This is a genomic window from Pseudomonas sp. H3_E04, from assembly GCF_054668915.1.
The window spans coordinates 1,177,403-1,200,674 of record NZ_CP162797.1; the positions used below are offsets into that span (position 1 = coordinate 1,177,403).

Genomic DNA, 23,272 nt, shown 5'->3' on the forward strand with positions numbered 1-23,272 from the left:
TCAGGAGAAACACCCATGAGCATTACGCGTTACGGCACCGGCAGCACCGCCGCCGGCGGCCAGCCACGTCCCTTCGCCCGCGCTGTCGAAGCGGACGGCTGGCTGCATGTGTCCGGCCAGGTACCGGCGGTGGATGGCGAGATCATCGTTGGCGGTATCGTCGAGCAGACCCACCAGACCATGAAGAACCTGATCGCCATTCTCGAGGAAGCTGGTTATGGCCTTGAAGACGTGGTCCGCGCCGGCGTCTGGCTGGACGATCCACGGGATTTCAGTAGCTTCAACAAGGTCTTCGCCGAGTATTTCAAGCCCGAACACGCCCCGGCGCGGGCCTGTGTGCAGGCGAGCATGATGGTTGACTGCAAGGTCGAGATCGACTGCATTGCCTACAAGAAGAAGGCCTGATACACCGCGGCTCTTGTAGGAGCTGCCGAAGGCTGCGATCTTTTGGCATTTTTGGATGCGCCAGAAAGGCAAGATCAAAAGATCGCAGCCTGCGGCAGCTCCTACAGGAAATATCGAGTGAGTAATGACATGACCGAAGACACCATCAAACGCCGGGCACGCGGTCTGGACCGGGCGTTCGATATCCTCGATTTTCTCAAGGAAATCGGCCAGCCCTTGCGCCCCAATGACATCGCCAACGGCATCGGCAGTCCGAAATCCACGGTCTACGAGTTGGTCGCATCTTTGCTGGAGCGGCGGATTCTCGAGCCGGTGGGTAAGGACGGCCACGTCTATCTCGGCCGCCAGTTGTACTTCCTCGGCCAGGCGCATCTGCGCCATTTCGACCTCAGCCGTGAGGCCGATCACGCCCTGCAGGAAATCGTCAGCCAGACCCGCGAAACCGCGCAGATGTGCCTGCTCAACGGGCGCAAGTACACGGTAGCGTTGATGAAGGAGGGCGAACGGCATTTCCGCATTTCCTCCGATATTGGCGAAAACGCGCCGATCCCGTGGACGGCCTCTGGGCGCCTGCTGCTCGCGCATTTGAGCGATCAGCAGATCATCGACTTGATCGACGAGGACGACTACATCCTGCCGGACGGCGAACGCCTGCCACTGGAACGCTTTCTGGCGGAGATTCGCCAGGCCGGTATCGATGGCTTCTTCTCCTTCGACAGCGTCGCCGACACCTTCACCCACTGCTTCGCCGCGCCGGTCAAAGACCCGCAAGGCGTGGCCATTTGCACGTTGTGCATCGTCGCCCCACGGGCCGACGCGAAAAACAATTACAACGACTATCGCCGGGTGCTGATCGAGAGCGCCAACAGCCTCGCCCGGCGTATCAACGAATAACCGCGGCTGCCTGCGGCCGCGACTGTGAGGATTGGACCATGACGACTGCCATCAACTCTGCTGTGGAAAAAGGCGATGCCGTGATCGGCGCGCAACTGACCCGCGACGTCAGCCTGCCGGCGCTGGTGCTGCACCGCGCGGCCTTGGAGCACAACATTCACTGGATGCAGAAATTTGTCAGCGACAGCGGCGCCGAACTGGCGCCCCACGGCAAAACCAGCATGACCCCGGCACTGTTCAAGCGACAGCTCGAGGCCGGCGCCTGGGGCATCACCCTCGCCAGCGCTACCCAGACCCGCGCCGCTTATGCCCACGGTGTACGCCGGGTGTTGATGGCCAATCAATTGGTCGGCACGCCGAACATGGCGCTGATTGCCGATCTGCTCGCTGATCCGGCGTTCGATTTCTATTGCATGGTCGATCACCCCGACAACGTCGCCGACCTCGGGACTTACTTCGCTTCCCGTGGGGTCAAGCTCAACGTGATGATCGAATACGGCGTGGTTGGCGGCCGCTGCGGTTGCCGCAGCGAGCAGGAAGTCATCGAACTGGCCAAGGCCATCGACGCGCAACCGGCGCTGGCCCTCACCGGCATCGAAGGTTACGAAGGCGTGATCCACGGCGATCATGCGGTCAGTGGCATTCGCGAGTTCGCCGCGTCGCTGGTACGCCTGGCGGTGCAGTTGCAGGACAGCGGCGCTTTTGCTATCGCCAAACCGATCATCACAGCGTCGGGTTCGGCCTGGTATGACCTGATCGCCGAATCCTTCGAAACCCAGAACGCCGCTGGCCGTTTCCTCAGCGTGTTGCGCCCGGGCAGTTACGTGGCGCACGACCATGGCATCTACAAAGAGGCGCAGTGCTGCGTGCTCGACCGTCGCAGCGACCTGCACGAAGGCCTGCGTCCGGCGCTGGAAGTCTGGGCCCATGTGCAGTCGCTGCCGGAGCCGGGTTTTGCGGTGATTGCTCTGGGCAAGCGTGACGTCGCGTTCGATGCCGGTTTGCCGGTGCCGTTGTTGCGCTACAAGGCCGGCGTGGTGCCGGCGGCGGGTGATGATGTCGGCGCCTGCAAAGTCACGGCGGTGATGGATCAGCATGCGTTCATGACCGTGGCGCCGGGTGTCGAGTTGCGGGTGGGCGACATCATTTCCTTTGGTACATCGCATCCGTGCCTGACGTTTGACAAGTGGCGGGTAGGGTTGCTGGTGGATGAGCAGTTGGCGGTTATCGAGGCCATGGAGACTTGCTTCTAAGGCTTGAGATTGCGTTGCGGCGGCTATTCGCAAGCAGGCTCGCTCCCACAAGATCAATGCGTTCCATTGTGGGAGCGAGCCTGCTCGCGAAGAGGCCCGCTTAGCCTCCACTGAACCACCCGAGATCCCACCCAATGAAAATCCTCCGCAACACCCCACGCATCGCCCTGATCGGCGAATGCATGATCGAACTGCAGCAACGCGCCGATGGCAGTCTGCAGCAAAGCTTCGGTGGCGATACCCTCAACACAGCGGTGTATCTGTCCCGTGCGCTGGGCGATAAGGCGCACGTCGACTACGTCACCGCGCTGGGCGACGACAGTTTCAGCGACGCGATGTGCCAGATCTGGCGCAGCGAAGGCATCGGCCTTGATCTGGTGCAGCGTTTGCCCGGTCGGCTGCCCGGTCTGTACTGCATCCAGACCGACGCCAGCGGCGAGCGGCGTTTCCTGTACTGGCGCAACGAAGCGGCTGTACGCGATTGCTTCACCACGCCTGCGGCCGAGCCGATCCTCGCGGCCTTGCCGGATTACGACGTGCTGTATTTCAGCGGCATCACCCTCGCCGTGCTTGGCATGCAAGGCCGCGCCCGTTTGATCAAGACATTGAGCGAAGCCCGGCAGCGTGATGCGCGTATTGTCTTCGACAACAACTACCGCCCACGCCTGTGGGCGTCGGTGGAAGAGGCGCGGGCGGCATATCGCAGCGTCTTGCCATATGTGGATCTGGCGTTACTCACCGTGGATGACGAACAGGCGCTGTTCGGGTTTGCCGATTGCGCTGAGGTGTTTGCGTCGTATGCCCAGTTCGGCACACCGGAAGTCGTGCTCAAGCGTGGCGCCGAGGCGTGCCTGATCCGTTGCAATGGTGAGGCGTTTGAAGTGCCGGCGCACAAGGTCGACAAGGTCGTCGACACCACGGCGGCGGGGGATTCTTTCAGCGCCGCGTATCTGGCCAGGCGCTTGCTCGGCGGCGGTCCGGCAGAGGCGGCGCAAGCGGGACATGAATTGGCCAGTCGGGTGATTCAGGTGCCCGGGGCGCTGATCCCCAAAGCCTGAAATGCACTCCCTGTAGGAGCTGCCGAAGGCTGCGGATCTTTTGATCTTGATCCGCAACGCCAAGGTCAAGAGATCGCAGCCTCGTCGCACTCGTCAGCTCCTACACAGGAGCACCGATCAATCCCGATAAAACACCTGCACCAGGTGATAACCAAACTTGCTCTTGATCGGCCCATGCACGGTGCGCAGCGGTTTCTTGAAAATCACTGCATCAATCGCGCCGACCATCTGCCCCGGCCGCACTTCGCCCAGGTCGCCGCCGCGTTTGCCGGACGGGCAGGTGGAAAATTTCTTCGCCAGCACATCGAACGCTTCGCCCTTGGCGATGCGCTGTTTGAGTTGTTCGGCCTCTTCGGCAGTTTTCACCAGAATGTGGCGGGCTTGGGCTTTCATCGTGCGATACCTGATAACGGGGTGACGGCGGGGCGCGCGATTATGCCTCAAGTCACGGGGTCGGGGTGCTCAACTTGCGGATCTTGCTCGCCAGCACTTCAAGGACAAACGGCTTGGCGACCATGTCCATGCCTGCTTCGAGAAAGCCCTGGCGCTCGGCAGCAATTTGCGCGTAACCGGTCATGAACAGCACTTTCAGGTCCGGACGATGCTGGCGAGCGATCTCCGCCAACTGGCGACCATTCATGCCCGGCAGCCCGACATCAGTGACCAGCAGATCGACGCGTTGTGCGGATTCGAGCAAGGGCAGGGCGGTCTGGGCGTTTTCCGCTTCGAAGGTTTTGTAGCCCAGTTCCTTGAGCAGATCGAGCACCAGCATGCGCACCGCCGGATCATCCTCGACGACCAGCGCGGTTTCACCGGTCGATGATGAAGCGATCGGTTCGGCATTCTTCACCGACACCGCCTCGGCATCCAGTTCAAGCAAACGCGGTAAGTACAGACGTACGCAGGTGCCTTGCCCCGGCACACTGTCGAGGCTGACATGACCGCCGGACTGCTGGGCAAATCCGTAGATCATCGACAGCCCGAGTCCGGTGCCCTGGCCGATCGGCTTGGTGGTAAAAAACGGGTCGAACGCCTTGGCGCGAATTGACGGCGTCATGCCGGTGCCGTTATCGCTGACTGCGAGCATGACGTATTCCCCTGCCTTCACCGTTTCGAGAATGGTGATGTCACTGCTGTCGAGGTACACGTTCGCGGTCTGGATCAGCAACGCGCCGCCCTCCGGCATCGCATCGCGGGCGTTGATCACCAGGTTGAGCAGGGCATTTTCCAGCTGACTGACGTCGGTGCTGACTGGCCACACGTCGTCGGGCAGGCGCAATTGCAGATCGATGGCATCGCCCTTGGTGCGCCGGATCAGGTCTTCCAGCGAGTGCACCAGTTCATTGACGTTCAGTTGTTTGCGGTCCAGCGACTGGCGCCGCGAGAACGCCAGCAAGCGATGGGTCAGCGCCGCTGCGCGATTGGCCGATGACACCGCCGCCTCGGTGAACCGGCCAATCTCGTCGGCGCGACCGTTGGCGATATAGCGCTGCATCAAATCCAGACTGCCGATGATGCCCGTGAGCATGTTGTTGAAGTCGTGAGCGATACCGCCGGTGAGCTGGCCGACCGCTTCCATTTTCTGCGCGTGGCGCAGAGCATCTTCGGCGCGCTCGCGCTCGAACATCTCGTTCTGCAAGCGCTGGTTGGCCTGGGCCAGTTGTTCGGTGCGGGCACTGACCCGCTCCTCGAGGGTTTCATTGAGATTGCGCAGGGCTTCTTCGGTTTTTTTGCGCTCGGTCTCATCGATGACAAAAATGTAAAAACCTTTGACCGCACCGTCCGCGCCATGACGGGGCAGATAGTTCATCAAGGCGTGACGGGTGCTGCCGTCGCGGTGCGGCGTGTAGAAACTGAAGGAACAGGAGCGTCCGGCCAGCGCTTCAGCGATAAAAGGTGCGCGCAGGAAATACGCCTCTTCGCCGATGACTTCGCGAATTGTGCGGCCGTACAGCTCTTGCGGGGTCAGCCCGTACCAGTCGAGATAGGCCGCGTTGTTCAGGCGAAAACGTTCTTCGGCGTCGACGTAGCTGATCAGGATCGGCATGGCGTTGATGATCAACTGCAATTCGGTCTGGCTCTGACGCAGCGCCTGTTCAGTGTGTTTGCGCTCGGTCAGGTCCAGCGCCGCGCCGAGAAAGCGCGTCGGCCGACCATGGTGATCCTTGTAGCAGCGCCCGCGTGCGAATACCCAGCGCAGTGTGCCATCGGCCTGCAGCAGGCGATATTCCTCAGCGTACTCGGTGCCGTGGGTGATGCAGTGCTTGATGCCGCGCGCGACCATGGCGCGGTCTTCGGGGTGCACCCCGTGCATATATTCGCTGATTGGCAACTGCCCGGCCCTGGTCGGATCGACGCCGTGCAATTCGGCGAAGTGCGCATCGGCGATGAAACGGTCTTCGCCAATGTCCCAATCCCAGGTGCCGACGGCGTCGGTGGCAGCGAGCGCCAGTTGCAGACGCTCCTCGGACTGGCGCTGGGCCTTGAGGCTTTCCTCGGAACGGCGCTGCAATTCCAGGGCGATGCGTCGGCGCTCGTTGGTTTCGATGGCGGTGATCAGAATCCCGGCGACCTGTGCGGTTTCGTCGCGAATCGGGCTGTAGGTCAGATCCAGCCAGAAATCGGTTTTTTTGCCGTCCCGCTGCACGCTGAAGCGCTGCTCGCTGAAGCTGCGCACCTGACCCTTCAGCACCGCCTGGTAAATCGGCTCGGCAAAATCCCGCACTTCCGGCCAGACCTCATGCGTCGGTTGCCCGAACGCTTCGGGATGCTTGCTCCCAGCGAGCAGGGCAAAGCCATTGTTGTAGATCTGCGTGAGTTGCGGGCCCCACAACAGCAGCATCGGCATCGGCGAATGAATGACGATATCCACCGCCGTGCGCAGGCTCTGCGGCCAGGTGCCGGCGGCGCCCAGCGGGCTGCGGCTCCAGTCGGTGCGGGCAATCAGGGCCTGAGCGTCATCGGTGGTGGGTACAGCGTTCATGTTTCAATCCTGAGCGTGGTTCGGTGAGACGGGGTCTATCATTGTTGCAGGAGCCGCGCCAAGCGTAGGCCAAATCTGCTCATCCAATGCTTCGCGGGTGCTTTCAGCCATGGAAATCGATGCACTGTTGACAATATTGTCGCAAAAAAACGGTTCTGATCTGTTCCTCTCTACCGGCGCAGCGCCGAGTGCGCGCATTGATGGCGTGCTGACGGCGCTCAGCGATCAGCCATTCAAACCCGGCGAAACCGCAGCCATCGCCGCCTCCCTGATGGACGCCGAGCAGCGCCGGGAGTTCGACCGGGATCTGGAAATGAACCTGGCAATCTCCCGAACGGGCGTCGGCCGGTTCCGGGTGAACATTTTCAAGCAGCGCAACGACGTTTCGATCGTTATCCGCAACGTCAAGGTCGACATACCCCGATTCGAAGACCTGAAGCTGCCGCCGGTGTTGCTCGAAACGGTGATGCTCAAGCGAGGGCTGATTCTGTTTGTAGGCGCTACCAGTTCAGGCAAGTCGACTTCGCTGGCGGCACTCATCGATCACCGCAATCGCCACAGTGCCGGGCACATCGTCACCATCGAAGACCCGATCGAATATATCCATCGGCACAAGCGCTCGATCATCAATCAGCGTGAGGTTGGCGTCGATACGCGCAGCTTTCATGCTGCACTGAAGAACACTCTGCGCCAGGCACCGGATGTGGTGTTGATTGGCGAAATACGCGATCGCGAAACCATGGAGCATGCCTTGTCATTCGCTGATACCGGCCATCTTGTGTTGTCCACGTTACATGCGACCAATGCCAATCAGGCGCTCGATCGAATTATCAATATGTTTCCCGAGGAGAAGCGCGAACAGCTTTTGCAGACATTGGGCAACAACCTGAAAGCATTTGTCTCTCAGCGTTTGGTGCGCACCATTGACGGACAACGCAGGGCGGCTGTGGAGGTGTTATTAGGCACGCCAACGGTGGGAGATCTGGTTCGACGGAATGAACTGGGAGAACTTAAAAGCGTCATGGAAAAGTCGGAAGTTGCAGGCATGCAAACATTTGATTCCGCACTTTATAAACTGGTTGTAGAAGGTGTTGTTAGCGTGGACGAGGCAATTAAATACGCAGATTCTGTGAATAATTTAAGGCTGCGAATAAAGCTGCATTCGGACGATAGGGTTAATGATAGTTCGCCGGGCGATTGGGGGTTGGTTGATTGAGGGAGTTCTTGCTGGGTTGATAATTGTTTGGCTTAAAATTGTATTCTGAAATCTTGACTAATAACTAACTGGTTGATTGATGTTCTGTTCTGTCTAAAGTTTGAGGCGCCGATTGTGGCGTGACTGAATTTAAATAAGGATAGGGCGTGAAGATAAGAAGTGGTGTTGCTGGTGGTGCAGTTACGACTGTGCAGGACAATCAACTATGTATCAAAGCTGATGCGGTGGAGCGGAAGAGAATAACTTCAGTGCTTTACGCACTCTATAAGGTGCGACAAAGTGCGGTGTTGCTCGATATGGACGCAATCACTCTGACCCTGCACGAAGACTCGTCTTTTTATTATGTGCACAAGACTTTCAGCGGGATGCTGGCGAATCTGATCAAGTCTTACCATCGTGATGCAGTTGCAATCGTCACCAGCGCCGGACTGGACGTTTGGATCGATAACGGCAGTGGCGCTGATAGCATTCGACAGCAAATCCATTCTGATCCGAGTGCACAAACGGTCCTGAAACTGATTATGCAGGGTGCGGAGCAAACGGGTGGAGCAGTCCGCTCGGTAGTGGATGACGCCAGTTATGCTCAGTGGCTGCGTTTTCATGGACTGCTCGTCCCAACTGATGTCGAACAACTGGAACGTCTATTGACTTTTCTGCAATGGGAATTTCGAAGTAGCAACCGTATCGCCAATTACTGGGAGTACATAAACGGGCATGAGGGTGGCTCAGCCGCATTGACCGAGGCTCAATGTCGAGAGATTCGAACTTTGACCGGAAGGCTGGTTCCTGATGGAAAGAGCTTGCTGAGCATGTTGTATGAAAACGTCAAGCCTGTTTTACACGATGGTATTGATTGGGAAACTGCCGATGAGGTCTTGCAGGAACTCGTGCATCATGATTATTCCTACGATTTGGCGAAGAGGTATATTGACGCACTCGCGTGGTGGGGCGCTGGTGCCGGGGAGGCGTGCGACGCGAATGACTACGCGCAAGTTCTCTATACGGCCGTTCTTCTTCAGCTTGATCCAGGTATCGGCAGCGAAACACAGCGCAACCTGATCGCTGGCTATGATCTCTATCATCCTGCTGTTGCCGCTGATAAGAGCTTGGCCAGTATTCGGCAGAGCTTTGAGCAGCATCTTGTCAGCCAAAAAAGCGTGACCCGCGTATTGGTGCCTTTAGCTTCACACATGCTACTGTCGGCGCGGGCCCCGGCGCTGCTGATCAATAATGTGCCGAAGTGGCTCACGGCTGGATCAATCGGATGGGTAACCTTTACTCAGGCGGTCGGCATGATCGAGCTCAGCGTCAGAGGAGCGTCACGCTTTGTGGATTACGATGACGTGATGCTATTTGCCGACATGGGTTCGATCAGTCATGCATTGAGCCAGCTTCAGGGCCTGGCGGCAGTTGGTGTCATCATCGATTGGGCGTTGATAAACGAGGTAATCGTCCAGAGTGATCTGAATGCTTGCGTCGCGAGTGCTGCCGAGAGGGCTTTGGGTGCTTATCGAATGCATGTAGAAACGATGGTCAACGGCGTAGAGGCGTTTTCCACGCCTGTACCCAATCGGAAGAAACTAGCGCTGACGGCTTTGCAAAAAGCTGTACCGGAATGTGACTTCCTTGAGGATCCGATACTTCGGCCGGAGACCTTTTCCAACACAAGAGTATCCATGCTGGATTTGCATATTGAGGGTGAACTGACTTCGGGCGTATGGGACTGGAATGAAACACCACACATTCTGAGCCAGTATCCACAATTGATGGGGCTGGCGAATAATCAAAGTGTCTTTGAGGATGAGGTTCGAAAGTATCACCGGAACATTCACAAGGCGATAGCTTCCAATATAAAACTGGCGTTGTCGGGCATGCCACGTCAGGATCGCGACGTATTTTCCAAAAGCCAGATAACTTTCTTTACTGTTCGGGCGCCAGTCACTGAGCTAGTCTATCCAGCTAGCAATTACAACTTGATTGGCGTAGGCAACAAGGGGCCTCAACTTGTCGAGGTTCAAGCAAAGAAAGATCAGGCAAGGGGTCGCTTCGCGGTGATTATGATCGCCTCTTGTGGTGACAATAAATTTCTGTGTTATGAGTTATTCAGTCTCGTGGGCGAGTGTCGAAGAAATGATGCTCTGGGTGACTTGGTTCTGAAAACGCAAAAGATGAATATGCCAGCCAGGCTGGATTTTAAAGGTAATAGCAATGATGCCTTTTTTCCTCTGCCTGAAACCCATCATGTTCCGACTGACTTCCAGAGCTATACACAGGGTAAACGCCCCCGTCCTGATGCCTCCGATATCATGGTCATAGAAAAGCTGGGTACGCTCGCAGCGCCGACAACTGCGCCAGAAAAAAAGCACAGCCTTTATCAGTTTTTTATCAGCGAGCATATAAATAATATTGCGCAATTCGTGGTTACCCATCGGCCTGTCGGTAGTATTGATGAGCTCACATTAGCGTTTACTGAGCTCACACAAAGAGAGTCTCTTACCAAGAAAACCGACGAATGGGTGACATTTGTAGTTGATCTGATTGTGCCTTTCAAACGATGCATTGAAGACCTTGCTTCGGGCGAGCGCGACAAAGTCGTGGATGGCATTTATGCTTGCACGATGGATGCTATCGGGATTTTCTTTACCATATTGGGCGCCCCGGCAAAAATTCTGACAATTGCAGCAAGAACAGTTTCGTTGACGGCGAAACTAGCTAGCGTCGTGAAGTACTCATTGAAGCTGACAGTGTCGACATTAAACCCTATAGATGGTCTTCCGACGGCCGGATACCTCGCGACCAAGTCACTTTTGAAAAGCGGACTTGAATTAAGCAAGGATGGCCTCAAACTGCTTGAAACGGCTACCTCTCAATTACATCGAATGACTGGCAGGCGTCAATCCGTAGACTTTGTTCAATTAGCGAGTTTGCCCCAAACCGGTCAAGGTAAATGGAGACCGCGTGCCAGTGCCGCCGATGTGGTTAACGTATGTGCGATGAGTAGAAACAATCAATGGTATGCGATCAGTACACGCGGTACACCGTGGGGAAAAAAACTTGCGGACTTTCAGTTCCAGCAAGCATTCACTGTGCCTAGCGTGCGTCCCGAGAGCTATACGCGGCATATCATTCAGAACAGTTTGCCGATTATGCGGGAAAAGGTTGACGCGGCTATCAAACTTCTCAATCAGCCAAAGCTCAATACCAAGACTGATCTTGCTATTGGCTTATTTTTAGGTAGCTCCCCTGGAGGGCGTGATGAGTTTGCGACTGCATTGACGGCTGTCCGCCTCAACATCCTCGACACGTCGGTCAGCAATTTCGTATTGGACAGTGCGAAGGTCAATGATCAAACCATTCAAGTCAACCAGACACAATACAGCGAATGGAAGAAAGCCGGTTTGCACGAGAAGGAAAATTTACAGTACCTGAGCATCAGTAATCAAAATCTCAATCGCCGTTTCAACGCAGCAGGTTTCAATTATGGTGAGGTTGCTGACGATCTGCTTCATGAGATGTTCCGTGCAGGGTCAGGCAAGACCGATTTGATTGTCGCCACGGCGAGTATGCAGAACAGCGCTGCGGTATTGGATGTAGCACCTTTGCTGAATCTTGCGGCGGGGCGCCTGCCCAAGGCGGGCGGAGGTTTTCATAGTGCATATGAAGCCCGGTCGAATGCCGACTCTTATGCGTTGCTGACTGCTCTGCTGAGTCAAGTGGGAAGTGATGCCGCTGCGTACTTCAAGAACATCGAAATCCTGAAGGCAGCTGTTGCCAGTCACACCGGTCGTACAATAGAGAAAGAGGTTCTCATTCAACTGAACGGCGAATGATCTGTATCGATGCCCCACGCTGGCATGGGGCAGTGATGTTGGCGGCGCTCAGTCGCCGAGCTCCGGCCGATCCCGAAACTGCTCCAGCGCTTCGGGATTGGCCAGTGCGTCGGTATTTTTCACTGGCCTCCCATGCACGACGTCGCGCACCGCCAGCTCCACGACTTTTCCGCTGATGGTGCGCGGTATATCGGTTACTGCGACGATGCGTGCGGGAACATGCCTGGGCGTGGTGTTGGCGCGGATCACTTCACGGATTCGCTGTTCAAGCCCTTCATCCAGCTCGACGCCGTCGCGCAAACGCACGAACAACACGACGCGCACATCCTCCTGCCATTGCTGACCGATGGCGACGCTGTCCAGTACCTCAGTGATTTTCTCGACCTGCCGATAGATTTCCGCCGTGCCGATGCGTACGCCGCCCGGGTTCAACACCGCATCCGAGCGGCCATGGATCATCATCGCGCCATGGGGCAACTGTTCGGCGTAATCACCTTGTGCCCAGACGCCGGGGAACAGGCTGAAGTAGGACTGGCGGAGTTTTGTGCCGTCGGGGTCATTCCACAACCCGATCGGCATCGCCGGGAAGTGCCGCGTGCAGACCAGTTCACCTTTCTCACCGACAACCGGCTGGCCAGCGTCGTTCCACACCTCGACGGCCATGCCCAGGCTCTTGCCCATGATTTCTCCGCGCCGTACCGCTGACAGCGGGTTGCCATTGACGAAGCACGAAACGATGTCGGTGCCACCGGACATCGAGGCCAGACACACCTCGGTTTTGAAGTCGCGATAAACGAAATCGTAGCTTTGCGGTGACAAAGCCGAGCCTGTGCACAGCAGGGTTTTCAAACTGCTCAAGTCATGACTTTCGCGGGGCCTGGCGCCGCTGCTTTCCAGCGTCGCGAGGAATTTCGGACTGGTGCCAAACACGCTGATGCGTTCATCGTCGATCAGGTCGAGCAGGCGCTGGTGATCCGGGTGGAACGGCGAGCCGTCGTAGAGCACCACGGCGCTGCCGACTGCGAGTGCCGAGACCAGCCAGTTCCACATCATCCAGCCGCAGGTCGTGTAGTAGAACAAACGGTCACCGGGACCGAGATCGCAGTGTAGGCCGTGCTCTTTGACGTGTTGCAGCAGCACGCCGCCGGTGCTGTGGACGATGCATTTCGGCACGCCGGTGGTACCGCTGGAGTACAGCACGTAGAGCGGATGATTGAACGGCACCGGGGTGAAATCCGGTTCGCCGCCGGGTTGATAAAAATCTTCCCAGAAGCAGACATCGGCTAGGGTTTGGTAATCCTCGATGCGCGCTTGCGGACGGGCGTACGGGACGATGATCAACTGCTGCAGTGACGGCAGTTGTGCAAGGATTTCGTTGAGCTTGGCGGTCTGATCCAGAGTTTTTCCGGCGTATTGATAACCGGCACAGGTGAGCAGCACTTTCGGTTCGATCTGGCCAAAGCGATCGATCACGCCGTGGGTACCGAAGTCGGGCGACGAGCAGGACCAGATCGCGCCGAGGCTGGTGGTGGCCAGCATCGCCACCAGGGTTTGCCAGGTGTTGGGCATGCAAGCCGCCACGCGATCACCCCGACCGACGCCCGCAGCGCGCAGGCTCGCCTGAAACCCGGCGACCTGTTCGGCCAACTCGGCCCAGGTCAGTTGTTCGCGCTGACCATTCTCTGCAACTGCGATCACGGCCACGGCATCGTCGCGGCGGCGCAACAGGTGTTCGGCGAAGTTCAGGGTCGCGCCGGGGAACCACTCGGCGCTGGGCATTTCTGCACCTTCACGCAAGACGGCGTCGGGCTGAGTGTGGAAGCGGATGTCGAAGAAATCGACGATCGCCTGCCAGAACGCCGGGCGCTGATCGATGCTCCATTGGTGCAGGGCAGGGTAGCCGTCGAGCTTAAGCGAATGCCGCTGATTGATATCGCGCCGGAAGGCATCCATACGCGAACCGGCGATGCGCTGGGCGTCGGGTTGCCAGAGAATGTCGGACATGGGCTTGCCTCTTCTTATCTGATTCGTACAGGCCAGGGAGATCGCCCCCACAATGGCCAGGTGTTTATTGCGCCAGCCAGCCACCATCGATATTCCACGCCGCGCCGCGCACCTGGCTGCCAGCTTCGCTGCACAAGAACAGCACCAGCTCACCCAGATGCTGCGGGGTGACGAACTCCAGCGACGGTTGTTTTTCGGCGAGCAGATCATGCTGCGCCTGCTGCGGGTCGACGCCCTTGGCCGCGCGATCATCGATCTGCTTCTGCACCAACGGCGTCAATACCCAGCCGGGGCAGATCGCATTGCAGGTGACATTGCTGGTGGCGGTTTCAAGCCCGACCACTTTGGTCAGGCCGATCACACCATGCTTGGCGGCGACATACGCGGCTTTGCCGGTAGAACCGACCTGACCATGCACCGAGGCGATATTGATGATGCGGCCCCAGTTCTTGCTGCGCATGCCCGGCAGGCTCAACCGCGTGCTGTGAAACACCGACGAGAGATTGATCGCGATGATCGAATCCCAGCGCTCCACTGGAAATTCTTCCACCGCCGCAACGTGCTGAATACCTGCGTTGTTGACCAGAATGTCGACGCCGCCAAACTCACGCTCGGCGTAAGCAACCATGTCGGCGATCTGCGCCGGGTCGCTGACATCGGCGGGATGATGGCCGACCTTGCCGCCGTACTGAGCGACTTCGGCGATCACTTTCGAGGCGTCGCCGAAGCCATTGAGAATCAGATTGGCGCCGGCCTTGGCCAGGCCCAGCGCAATGCCCAGGCCGATGCCGCTGGTGGAGCCGGTCACCAAAGCTGTCTTGCCGGAAAGAGTGGTCATGAATACCTCACACAATGCCAGTGGCGTAGAAAGTGCCGATCACCACGAAAACCGCCAGGGTCTTGATCAGCGTAATACAGAAAATGTCTTTATAGGCTTCGCGGTGCGTCAGCCCGGTCACCGCCAACAGCGTGATCACCGCGCCGTTGTGCGGCAGGGTGTCCATGCCGCCACTGGCCATGGCTGCGACGCGATGCAGCACTTCCAGCGGAATATTCGCCGCATGCGCCGCGCTGATGAACTGCTCGGACATCGCCGCCAGCGCAATGCTCATGCCGCCCGACGCCGAGCCGGTGATGCCGGCCAGCAGCGTCACGGTGATCGCTTCGTTGACCAGTGGATTGGGAATCTGCTTGAGCCAGTCGGCCAGTACCAGGAACCCCGGCAGCGACGCGATGACTGCACCAAAGCCGTACTCAGAAGCAGTGTTCATGGCCGCGAGCAACGCGCCACTGACCGCGCTTTTGCTGCCTTCGGCGAGTTTGCTGCGAATCGCCTGAAAGCCGAACGCCAGGACCATGAGGATGCCGACCAGCAACGCCGCCTGCACCGCCCAGATCGCCGTGAGCTTGGCGATTTCGGTAGTGACCGGCGTGGCCATGCCCGGCAGCGCGAGGCTATGGGTCTTGCCGTACCACTGCGGAATCCACTGGGTGAACAGCAGATTCATGATGCCCACCGCCAGTAATGGCGACAGCGCAATCCAGGGGTTCGGCAGCTTGAGATCTTCTGCGGTTTCCGGTTCGTTGCGCAGTTCGGTGCCGTAGCCTTCGCCGGCACGTTGCGCCTTGTTGCGCTGACGCTGCAGAAACAGCATGCCGGCGCAGAACACGAAAATCGTGCCGATCACGCCCAGCCAAGGCGCGGCCCATGCGGTGGTGTTGAAGAAGGTGCTGGGGATGATGTTCTGGATCTGCGGCGTGCCGGGCAGGGCGTCCATGGTGAAGGAGAACGCACCGAGGGCAATGGTCGCCGGGATCAGGCGCTTGGGAATATTGCTTTGGCGGAACATCTCCGCTGCAAACGGGTAAACGGCAAAGACCACAACGAACAACGACACGCCGCCATAAGTCAGCAGGGCGCAGACCAGCACGATCACCAGCATCGCTTGCTTAGTCCCGAGCAAGCGAATCGCAGCAGCCACGATCGAGCGTGAGAAACCCGAAAGCTCGATCAGCTTGCCGAACACCGCGCCGAGGAGAAATACCGGGAAGTAGAGCTTGATGAACCCGACCATCTTGTCCATGAACACCCCGGTAAACGCGGGGGCAACGGCGGACGGATCGGTGAGCAGGACCGCGCCGAGGGCGGCGATCGGGGCGAAGAGGATGACGCTGTAGCCACGGTAGGCGGCGAGCATCAGCAGCGTCAGGGCTGCCAAGGCAATGATCACACTCATGGTGTGTCTCTCCAGGATTGTTATTTTTGTGGGTGGAACGGTTGTGGAGAGGACGTAGCGAGTTTTGTGCCAATCTTCTAACTGGTTGAAATATAAGGAATTTAGATCTCTGTCGCGTTCTGGGAGCTGTTTTTGTCTCTTTGTTGAGATTTTCTTTGAATGGGCCGGCGCCTTCGCGAGCAGGCTCGCTCCCACAGTTGACATGCATTCCCCTGTGGGAGCGAGCCTGCTCGCGAAGCTTCTGTTATGTCTTGATACAGAGATTCGATATCTCTTTATGTAGACTCAACGATTCCCAGCGAAGCCATTTTCTTGTACAACGTCGACCGCCCCAGCCCTAGCCGAGCCGCAGCCTCCGGTACTTTCCCCGCGCACTGCGCCAGGGTCGACTCGATCAACTGCCGGTCAAACCGCGCCCGCGCCTGTGCAAATGTCTCCCCAGCGCAGGCTCGCATGCTCGGTTCGGCCGTTCGCTCAACTGGAGTAAACGTGCCAATCGCCCCGCGAATATCCTGTTCAGTCAACAGCAGATCATCACTAAGCAACGCAGCCCGCTCCAGTACGTTGCGCAACTCGCGAATGTTGCCTGGCCAGGCATGCTGGGCCAGTAACGCCAGCGCATCGCGGTGCAGTTCATGCTGGCTGCGCAGTTCTTCCAGAATCGCCTCGCTCAGCGCCGGCAGATCATCGAGACGTTCACGCAGCGGCGGCACCTGGATCGGCAGTACGTTGAGGCGGTAGTACAAATCAGCGCGAAATTCGCCGCGCTTGATCGCCGCCTGCAGATCCGTCGAGGTCGCGGCGATCACCCGCACATCGCTCTGGATCACTTCGTTGGAGCCGACCGGTTCGAACTCCTTTTCCTGCAACACGCGCAGCAGTTTGCTTTGCAGCGGCAACGGCATATCGCCGATCTCATCGAGAAACAGCGTGCCGCCCTGAGCGATCTGCAGTTTGCCGGTGCGCCCCTTGCGGTCAGCGCCGGTGAAGGCGCCGGGTGCGGTGCCGAAAAATTCGGCTTCCAGCAGCGCCTCGGGAATCGCCGCACTGTTGATGCTGACAAAGGCTTTGTGCGCCCGTGGCGAGGCGCTATGGATTGCCTGCGCGAGCAATTCCTTGCCGGTACCGGTCTCGCCGAGCAGTAACACCGGCGAATCAGCGCTGGCGCTGCGCCGAGCGCGGCGTTTGACTTCGAGGCTGGCGGTGCTGGTGCCGATGAAATGGGCGAAGTTGTATTTGGTCTGCCGCGCACGCAGCAGCGAGCGGGTCGAGGCGAGTTCTTCCTGCATGCTCAGGTAGCGCTTGAGCATCGGCGACAGCGTGCGCAACTCGTCGAAAAGGGCAAAGCCGATGGCGCCGATCACGCTGCCGGCGTCGTCGTGGATCGGCAGGCGCATCACCACCAGCGGTTCCTTCGGCGTGTCCTGCATGTCCAGCAGAATCGGCCGACCAGTGCGTACCACCTCGCGCAGCAGACTGCCGGGGATGACGCTCTCGCAGGGTTTGCCGATAGCGCCTGCCGCCGATTCGAGACCAAAGCGCCGGGCATAGCGTTCGTTCATCCAGACGATATTCGCATCGCGATCGACAATCACCGTCCCCTCACTGGATTGCTCGATGATCTCGAACAGCGAACGGATCGCCAGGGTGCGAACCCGTTGATAGTCCTTGAGGCTTTCGGTGGTGTTCATCGAGTCTGGTCCTGATTGTTTGTTGCCGGTACCGATCCCTTCGCGAGCAGGCTCGCTCCCACAGAGGCCTGCATTCCAAATGTGGGAGCGAGCCTGCTCGCGAATGCCGCGCCGCGAATTAGCAGAAAAAACCTACCCCGGATGCGCCGCCGCCAACAGCTCTTTGGTGTACGGGTGCTGCGGGTTATCGAACACGTCGTGACTGGCACCCCGTTCGACGACCTGGCCGTCCTTGATCACGATCATGTCATGGGCGAGGGCGCGCACCACCGCCAGATCATGGCTGATGAACAGGTAGGTCAGACCGTGTTTTTCCTGCAGATCACGGAGCAGGGCGACCACTTGTTTCTGCACGGTGCGGTCGAGCGCAGAGGTCGGTTCGTCAAGCAAAATCAGCGCCGGTTTCAGCACCAGAGCCCGGGCGATGGCGATGCGTTGGCGCTGGCCGCCGGAGAATTCATGCGGATAACGATGGCGGCTGTCCGGATCCAGACCGACTTCCTTGAGGACGCGAATGACCTGCTCGTCGCATTCGTCAGCCGTCGATTCCCAATGCACTTCCAGGCCTTCGCTGATGATCTGTGCGACCGACATGCGCGGGCTCAGGCTGCCGAACGGATCCTGAAACACCACTTGCATCTTTCGGCGCCACGGCCGCAATTGCTTCTGATTGAGGCCATCAAGTGCTTCGCCCTGAAAGCGAATACTGCCTTCGGAGTCGAGCAAGCGCAGGATCGCCTGTCCCAGCGTCGACTTGCCTGAACCGGATTCGCCAACAATTCCCAAGGTCTTGCCGCGCTGAATGTTCAGGCTGATGCCGTCGACCGCGCGCAAATATTGCTTGCGGCGAAACAGTCCGCCACCGACCTGGAAATCGACGCGCAGGTCAGCCACTTCCAGCACATTTTCACGTTCGTCACGGGGCAGTGCTTCACCTTCCGGCTCAGCATTCAACAGTACGCAGCTGTAAGGGTGCCGGGGTTCGGTAAACAGGGTCTCGCACGGTGCCTGCTCGACAATCTCACCGGCCTTCATCACGCACACTCGTTGCGCGATGCTGCGCACCAGATTGAGATCGTGGCTGATCAGCAGCAGCGACATGCCCAAGCGTTGCTGCAGAGATTTGAGCAGCAAGAGAATCTTGCGTTGCACGGTGACATCCAGCGCCGTGGTCGGCTCGTCGGCAATCAACAACTCCGGTTCGCAGGCCAGGGCCATGGCGATCATCACCCTTTGCCGTTGCCCGCCAGAGAGTTGGTGCGGATAGGCTTTCAAGCGTTCCTTGGGTTTCTGGATGCCGACCAGCCCGAGCAATTCGAGAATGCGCTGCTGCGCTTGCTTGCCGCCGAGGCCACGGTGCAATAACAGGGTTTCACCGATCTGCTTTTCGATGGTGTGCAGCGGATTGAGCGACGTCATCGGCTCCTGAAAGATCATCGCAATGCGATTGCCGCGCAGCTCACGCAAGACTTTCGGGTCTGCACCGAGCAGTTCCTGTCCGCGATAGCGGATGCTGCCACGGGTTTGCGCCTCAGTATCGGGCAGCAGCTGCAGGATCGAATGCGCGGTCACCGATTTCCCCGAGCCCGATTCGCCCACCAGTGCCAGGCACTCACCGGGGCGGATATCCAGGCACAGGTCACGCACCACGGTCTGGCCATGGAAGGCGACATTGAGGTTGCGGATTTCAATCAGGTTTTCTGTCATGGTCACGCTTCAGGATCGAGGGTCAAAAGCGTCACGTAACGCTTCGCCGATGAATACCAACAAGGAGAGGATCAGCGCCAGGGTAAAGAACGCGGTCAACCCGAGCCACGGCGCTTGCAGGTTCTGCTTGCCCTGACCGATCAGTTCACCCAGCGAGGCACTGCCGGCCGGCATGCCGAAGCCTAGGAAATCCAGTGCGGTCAGCGTCGAAATCGCTCCGGTCAGAATGAACGGCAGGTAACTCAGCGTCGCGTTCATTGCGTTGGGCAGAATGTGCCGGAAGATCACCTTGCGGTCAGTCAGGCCCAGGGCACGTGCGGCTTTGACGTATTCCAGATTGCGCCCGCGCAGGAACTCGGCGCGCACCACGTCCACCAGCGCCAACCAGGAAAACAGTGCCATGATCCCCAGCAGCCACCAGAAATTCGGCTCGACGAAACCGGAGAGAATGATCAGCAGGTAAAGCACTGGCAGTCCGGACCAGACTTCCAGCACCCGCTGACCCAGCAGATCGACCCAGCCACCGTAATAGCCCTGTAACGCGCCGGCTGCGATACCGATCAGCGCGCTGACAAATGTGAGCATCAGGGCAAACAGAATCGACACCCGAGCACCAAAGATGACCCGTGCCAGCACATCGCGTGCCTGATCGTCGGTACCCAGCCAATTCACTGAAGTCGGCGGACTCGGTGCTGGCTTGTTCAGATCATAGTTGGGTGTGTCGTCGCTGAACGGAATCGGCGGAAACAGCAACCAGCCGCCGTCCTTGCGAATCAGATTCTGCACGTACTCGCTGCGGTAATCGGCCTGAAAGGGCAGTTGCCCACCGAATTCCTGCTCGGTGTGGCGCTTGAATACCGGGAAGTACCACTGGCCCTGATAACTGACCATCAACGGCTTGTCGTTGGCGATCAACTCGCCACCCAGTGTCAGCATGAACAGGCCAATGAACAACCACAGCGACCACCAGCCGCGGCGGTTTTTCTTGAAACGTTCGAAACGTCGGCGACCCAGAGGCGAGAGCTTGAACATCAGGCATTCCTCGCGGCGAAGTCGATACGCGGGTCGACCAGGGTGTAGCAGAGGTCGCCGATCAGTTTTATCAGCAGGCCGAACAGCGTGAAGATGAATAGCGAGCCGAACACCACTGGATAGTCCCGCGATACCGCTGCTTCGTAACTCATGCGCCCAAGGCCATCGAGGGAGAAGATCACTTCGATCAATAACGAACCGGCGAAGAAGACACTGATGAACGCCTGAGGTATCCCTGAGACCACCAGCAGCATCGCGTTGCGAAACACATGCCCGTACAGTACGCGACGTTCGCTCAAGCCTTTGGCCCGGGCCGTCACTACGTACTGTCGGGTGATTTCATTGAGAAACGAGTTTTTCGTCAGGATCGTCAAAGTCGCGAATCCACCGATCACCAGCGCGGTGACCGGCAGCACCAGATGCCAGAAGTAATCGGCGATCTTGCCCAGCGTCGATAGCGATTCGAAGTTGTCCGAAACCAGCCCGCGCACCGGAAACCAGTTCAGCGAAGTGCCGCCGGCAAATACCACGATCAGGAACATCGCGAACAGAAACGCCGGCATGGCGTAACCGATGATGATCGCTGTGCTGCTCCAGATGTCGAAATGGCTGCCGTGGTGCACCGCCTTGCGGATGCCCAGCGGAATCGAAACGAGGTAGGTGATCAGCGTCGCCCACAGCCCGAGGGAAATGGTCACCGGCATCTTTTCCAGAATCAGGTCGGTGACCGTTGCACCACGGAAGAAGCTCTTGCCGAAATCCAGCTGCGCGTAGTTTTTCAGCATCAGCCACAGGCGTTCGTGGGCAGGTTTGTCGAAACCGTACTGCTTTTCGATGTCCTTGATCAGTTGCGGGTCGAGGCCACGGCTGGCGCGCGAAGCGTTGCTCGATGTCTCGCTGGCGCCGCCACCGACACTGGCACCGCCAATGCCTTGCAGATGGGCGATCGCTTGTTCCACCGGTCCGCCGGGCGCGGCCTGAATGATCACGAAATTGACCAGCAGGATGATCACCAGCGTCGGAATGATCAGCAGCAGGCGCCGCAGTATGTAACCCCACATCAGTGCGGCCCTCCGGGTCTGCTGCGAGTGATTTTTTCAGCGGTCATTTGCTGATTGGTCAGCGGCGTCCGGCTGATTTCCCACCAGCTCTCGATGGCTTCGTCATTACTCGCCTGTACCGTAGGAATACCGAAGCGGTTCCACCAGACAGTTGAGGTCCCCGGCGGGTAGTAATTGGGAATCCAGTAGTAATTCCATTGCAGTACCCGGTCCAGCGCATGGGCGTAATGCAGCATGTCCGATTGGCTCGAGGCGCGGATCAGGCCGTTTATCAACGTGTCGACCGCCGGGTTTTTCAGCACCATGTAATTGTTCGCGCCCGGATCGTTGGCTGCCACTGAACCGAAGTAGTTGAGTAATTCACCGCCAGGGGACGTGGTGACGGGATAGCCGGTGACGATCATGTCGTAATCGCGGCTCATCAGGCGATTTACATACTGCGAGGAGTCGATGCGGCGGATGTTGAGTTCGATGCCGATCTGCTTCAGCGTGCGCTTGTATGGCAGCAGCAGGCGGTCCATGCCGTTCTGGCTGACCAGAAAGGTGAAGCTCAATGGCTCACCGGCGCTGTTGACCAGTTGATCGCCGTCCGGTTTCCAGCCGGCCTGCTCAAGCAAATCGAGTGCTTGCAATTGCTTGTCACGGATGATGCCGCTGCCATCGGTCTTCGGCGCTTCGAAGACTTTAGTGAACACTTCTTCGGGAATCTGATCGCGCAGTGGTTCAAGGATTTTCAGTTCCTGTGCGTCGGGCAACTGTCGGGCGGCCAGGTCGGTGTTGGAGAAGTAACTCTGCTGGCGGATATACACGTTGCGCATCATCTGCCGGTTGCTCCACTCGAAATCCCAGAGCATCGCCAGAGCCTGGCGCACGCGACGGTCCTGGAACATCGGCTTTTGCAGATTGAACACGAAGCCTTGGGCCGACTGTGGTGCTTCGGTGGCCAAGTGGGCTTTCTGCAAGCGACCATCGCTCAGCGCAGGGCTGTCGTAGCCGATCGAGTAGCCGGTCGCGGAAAACTCGCGGTTGTAATCATAGGCGCCGCCGCGCAGAACCTGGCGGGCGACGTCGGTGTCGCCGAAGTACTCGATGCTGAAGTGGTCAAAGTTATACAGGCCGCGACTGACCGGCAGATCTTTGCCCCACCAGTCGCCATTGCGTTCGAAGGTGATGCTGCGCCCGGAATCGACCTTGCCGACCCGGTACGGCCCGCTGCCCAGCGGCGGTTCATAACCACCGCCACCGGCGAAATCGCGGCTATTCCACCAGTGTTCGGGAAACACCGGCAGGGTCGCGATATCCAGCGGCAAGGTGCGGTTTTCGTTGCTTTTGAAGTCGAAGCGCACGGTCAGTGGGCCTTCGATTTCAACGCCTTTGACGTCGGCGAACTGGGTGCGATAACGCAGGCTGCCCTGGGTCATCAGCAGGTTGTAGGTGTAGCGAACGTCTTCGGCGGTGATTGGTTTGCCATCGGCAAAACGTGCCTTTGGATTGATGAAGAAACGCAGCGAAAGACCGTCGTCCGAGCGTTCCATCTGTTGTGCGACCAGGCCATAGACGGTGTATGGCTCGTCCAGCGAGCGCTGCGCCAGTGGAGAGTAAAGGAGCCCGTCGATTTGTGTTACACCGATGCCTTTGTCTATATAAGGCAGTAAATGGTCGAAGTGCCCGATTTCGATCGCCGAACGACGCATTGTCCCGCCCTTCGGCGCTTGCGCATTGGTGTAGTCGAAATGGCTGAAGCCGGCGGGGTACTTGGCCGGTTCGCCGTAGACGGTCAGAGCGTGTTGCGGCGCAGCTGTCACACCGGCGGCACCCGTGAGCAGGGCGAGGGCGGTGAGCATCAGTGTGGGAAAAACCAGTCGCATCGTCAGCCTTGGAACGGAAAATCGATAAGCGCA

16 protein-coding genes are annotated in these 23,272 nt (G+C 58.5%); 6 read left to right on the forward strand and 10 right to left on the reverse strand.

The window, feature by feature from the left end; genetic code table 11:
* Nucleotides 1–15 precede the first annotated feature (15 nt).
* From AB4N53_RS05395 to AB4N53_RS05410, 4 genes are all read left to right on the forward strand, one after another.
* On the forward strand, nt 16–405 hold the full coding sequence (locus AB4N53_RS05395; protein WP_016774497.1) for a RidA family protein: 390 nt from the start codon (nt 16–18) through the stop codon (nt 403–405).
* A 129-nt stretch (nt 406–534) separates the two neighbouring features.
* Nucleotides 535–1,299 (forward strand): IclR family transcriptional regulator, encoded by a 765-nt coding sequence (locus tag AB4N53_RS05400; RefSeq protein ID WP_415762646.1) that lies wholly within the window; start codon nt 535–537, stop codon nt 1,297–1,299.
* A gap of 38 nt (nt 1,300–1,337) precedes the next feature.
* Nucleotides 1,338–2,552 (forward strand): amino acid deaminase, encoded by a 1,215-nt coding sequence (locus AB4N53_RS05405; RefSeq protein ID WP_460118815.1) that lies wholly within the window; start codon nt 1,338–1,340, stop codon nt 2,550–2,552.
* A 134-nt stretch (nt 2,553–2,686) separates the two neighbouring features.
* Nucleotides 2,687–3,610: a sugar kinase gene (locus AB4N53_RS05410; protein WP_460118817.1), complete on the forward strand. Its 924-nt coding sequence runs from the start codon at nt 2,687–2,689 to the stop codon at nt 3,608–3,610.
* 117 nt (nt 3,611–3,727) lie between these two features.
* On the opposite strand, the gene AB4N53_RS05415 is transcribed toward AB4N53_RS05410, so the two are convergent.
* Both AB4N53_RS05415 and AB4N53_RS05420 read right to left on the reverse strand, forming a co-directional pair.
* Complete coding sequence (locus AB4N53_RS05415; RefSeq protein WP_007912322.1) at nt 3,728–4,003, reverse strand: peptidylprolyl isomerase; 276 nt, start codon at nt 4,001–4,003, stop codon at nt 3,728–3,730.
* 52 nt (nt 4,004–4,055) lie between these two features.
* Entirely contained in the window at nt 4,056–6,593 is a 2,538-nt protein-coding gene (locus AB4N53_RS05420) for a PAS domain-containing hybrid sensor histidine kinase/response regulator (RefSeq protein WP_460118819.1), read from the reverse strand.
* A 109-nt stretch (nt 6,594–6,702) separates the two neighbouring features.
* On the opposite strand from AB4N53_RS05420, the gene AB4N53_RS05425 reads away from it, so the two are divergent.
* A complete protein-coding gene (locus AB4N53_RS05425; protein WP_460118821.1) occupies nt 6,703–7,809 on the forward strand; it encodes a PilT/PilU family type 4a pilus ATPase in 1,107 nt (368 codons plus the stop codon).
* A gap of 146 nt (nt 7,810–7,955) precedes the next feature.
* Nucleotides 7,956–11,639: a hypothetical protein gene (locus tag AB4N53_RS05430; protein ID WP_460145099.1), complete on the forward strand. Its 3,684-nt coding sequence runs from the start codon at nt 7,956–7,958 to the stop codon at nt 11,637–11,639.
* A 48-nt stretch (nt 11,640–11,687) separates the two neighbouring features.
* On the opposite strand, the gene AB4N53_RS05435 is transcribed toward AB4N53_RS05430, so the two are convergent.
* The 8 genes from AB4N53_RS05435 to AB4N53_RS05470 form a co-directional block, all read right to left on the reverse strand.
* Nucleotides 11,688–13,643 (reverse strand): acetoacetate--CoA ligase, encoded by a 1,956-nt coding sequence (locus tag AB4N53_RS05435; protein ID WP_460118827.1) that lies wholly within the window; start codon nt 13,641–13,643, stop codon nt 11,688–11,690.
* A gap of 64 nt (nt 13,644–13,707) precedes the next feature.
* Nucleotides 13,708–14,481 carry a 3-hydroxybutyrate dehydrogenase gene (gene hbdH / locus AB4N53_RS05440; protein ID WP_460118829.1) on the reverse strand — a complete coding sequence of 258 codons (774 nt, stop codon included), beginning with the start codon at nt 14,479–14,481 and terminating at the stop codon, nt 13,708–13,710.
* A 7-nt stretch (nt 14,482–14,488) separates the two neighbouring features.
* Nucleotides 14,489–15,880 (reverse strand): GntP family permease, encoded by a 1,392-nt coding sequence (locus AB4N53_RS05445; protein ID WP_460118831.1) that lies wholly within the window; start codon nt 15,878–15,880, stop codon nt 14,489–14,491.
* A gap of 275 nt (nt 15,881–16,155) precedes the next feature.
* Complete coding sequence (locus AB4N53_RS05450; protein WP_460118833.1) at nt 16,156–17,571, reverse strand: sigma-54 interaction domain-containing protein; 1,416 nt, start codon at nt 17,569–17,571, stop codon at nt 16,156–16,158.
* Nucleotides 17,572–17,703: 132 nt separating this feature from the next.
* Nucleotides 17,704–19,278 (reverse strand): ABC transporter ATP-binding protein, encoded by a 1,575-nt coding sequence (locus AB4N53_RS05455; RefSeq protein ID WP_460138974.1) that lies wholly within the window; start codon nt 19,276–19,278, stop codon nt 17,704–17,706.
* Between the two features lie 9 nt (nt 19,279–19,287).
* Nucleotides 19,288–20,310 carry an ABC transporter permease gene (locus tag AB4N53_RS05460; protein WP_460118835.1) on the reverse strand — a complete coding sequence of 341 codons (1,023 nt, stop codon included), beginning with the start codon at nt 20,308–20,310 and terminating at the stop codon, nt 19,288–19,290.
* Nucleotides 20,310–21,371, reverse strand: a complete 1,062-nt coding sequence (locus tag AB4N53_RS05465) for a microcin C ABC transporter permease YejB (RefSeq protein WP_039758569.1) — start codon at nt 21,369–21,371, stop codon at nt 20,310–20,312. The genes AB4N53_RS05460 and AB4N53_RS05465 overlap by 1 nt, the downstream gene beginning before the upstream one ends.
* Entirely contained in the window at nt 21,371–23,239 is a 1,869-nt protein-coding gene (locus AB4N53_RS05470) for an extracellular solute-binding protein (protein ID WP_460118837.1), read from the reverse strand. Before AB4N53_RS05470 ends, AB4N53_RS05465 begins: the two co-directional genes overlap by 1 nt.
* Between the last annotated feature and the right edge of the window lie 33 nt (nt 23,240–23,272).

What these genes read in the sequence shown, in the direction of transcription:
- AB4N53_RS05450 (WP_460118833.1), bottom strand. Translation starts at nt 17,571, where the DNA reads ATGAACACCACCGAAAGCCTCAAGGACTATCAACGGGTTCGCACCCTG.
- AB4N53_RS05465 (WP_039758569.1), bottom strand. Translation starts at nt 21,371, where the DNA reads ATGTGGGGTTACATACTGCGGCGCCTGCTGCTGATCATTCCGACGCTG.
- AB4N53_RS05455 (WP_460138974.1), bottom strand. Translation starts at nt 19,278, where the DNA reads ATGACAGAAAACCTGATTGAAATCCGCAACCTCAATGTCGCCTTCCAT.
- AB4N53_RS05395 (WP_016774497.1), top strand. Translation starts at nt 16, where the DNA reads ATGAGCATTACGCGTTACGGCACCGGCAGCACCGCCGCCGGCGGCCAG.
- AB4N53_RS05445 (WP_460118831.1), bottom strand. Translation starts at nt 15,880, where the DNA reads ATGAGTGTGATCATTGCCTTGGCAGCCCTGACGCTGCTGATGCTCGCC.
- AB4N53_RS05405 (WP_460118815.1), top strand. Translation starts at nt 1,338, where the DNA reads ATGACGACTGCCATCAACTCTGCTGTGGAAAAAGGCGATGCCGTGATC.
- AB4N53_RS05400 (WP_415762646.1), top strand. Translation starts at nt 535, where the DNA reads ATGACCGAAGACACCATCAAACGCCGGGCACGCGGTCTGGACCGGGCG.
- AB4N53_RS05425 (WP_460118821.1), top strand. Translation starts at nt 6,703, where the DNA reads ATGGAAATCGATGCACTGTTGACAATATTGTCGCAAAAAAACGGTTCT.
- AB4N53_RS05460 (WP_460118835.1), bottom strand. Translation starts at nt 20,310, where the DNA reads ATGTTCAAGCTCTCGCCTCTGGGTCGCCGACGTTTCGAACGTTTCAAG.
- AB4N53_RS05420 (WP_460118819.1), bottom strand. Translation starts at nt 6,593, where the DNA reads ATGAACGCTGTACCCACCACCGATGACGCTCAGGCCCTGATTGCCCGC.
- hbdH (WP_460118829.1), bottom strand. Translation starts at nt 14,481, where the DNA reads ATGACCACTCTTTCCGGCAAGACAGCTTTGGTGACCGGCTCCACCAGC.
- AB4N53_RS05470 (WP_460118837.1), bottom strand. Translation starts at nt 23,239, where the DNA reads ATGCGACTGGTTTTTCCCACACTGATGCTCACCGCCCTCGCCCTGCTC.
- AB4N53_RS05435 (WP_460118827.1), bottom strand. Translation starts at nt 13,643, where the DNA reads ATGTCCGACATTCTCTGGCAACCCGACGCCCAGCGCATCGCCGGTTCG.
- AB4N53_RS05415 (WP_007912322.1), bottom strand. Translation starts at nt 4,003, where the DNA reads ATGAAAGCCCAAGCCCGCCACATTCTGGTGAAAACTGCCGAAGAGGCC.
- AB4N53_RS05410 (WP_460118817.1), top strand. Translation starts at nt 2,687, where the DNA reads ATGAAAATCCTCCGCAACACCCCACGCATCGCCCTGATCGGCGAATGC.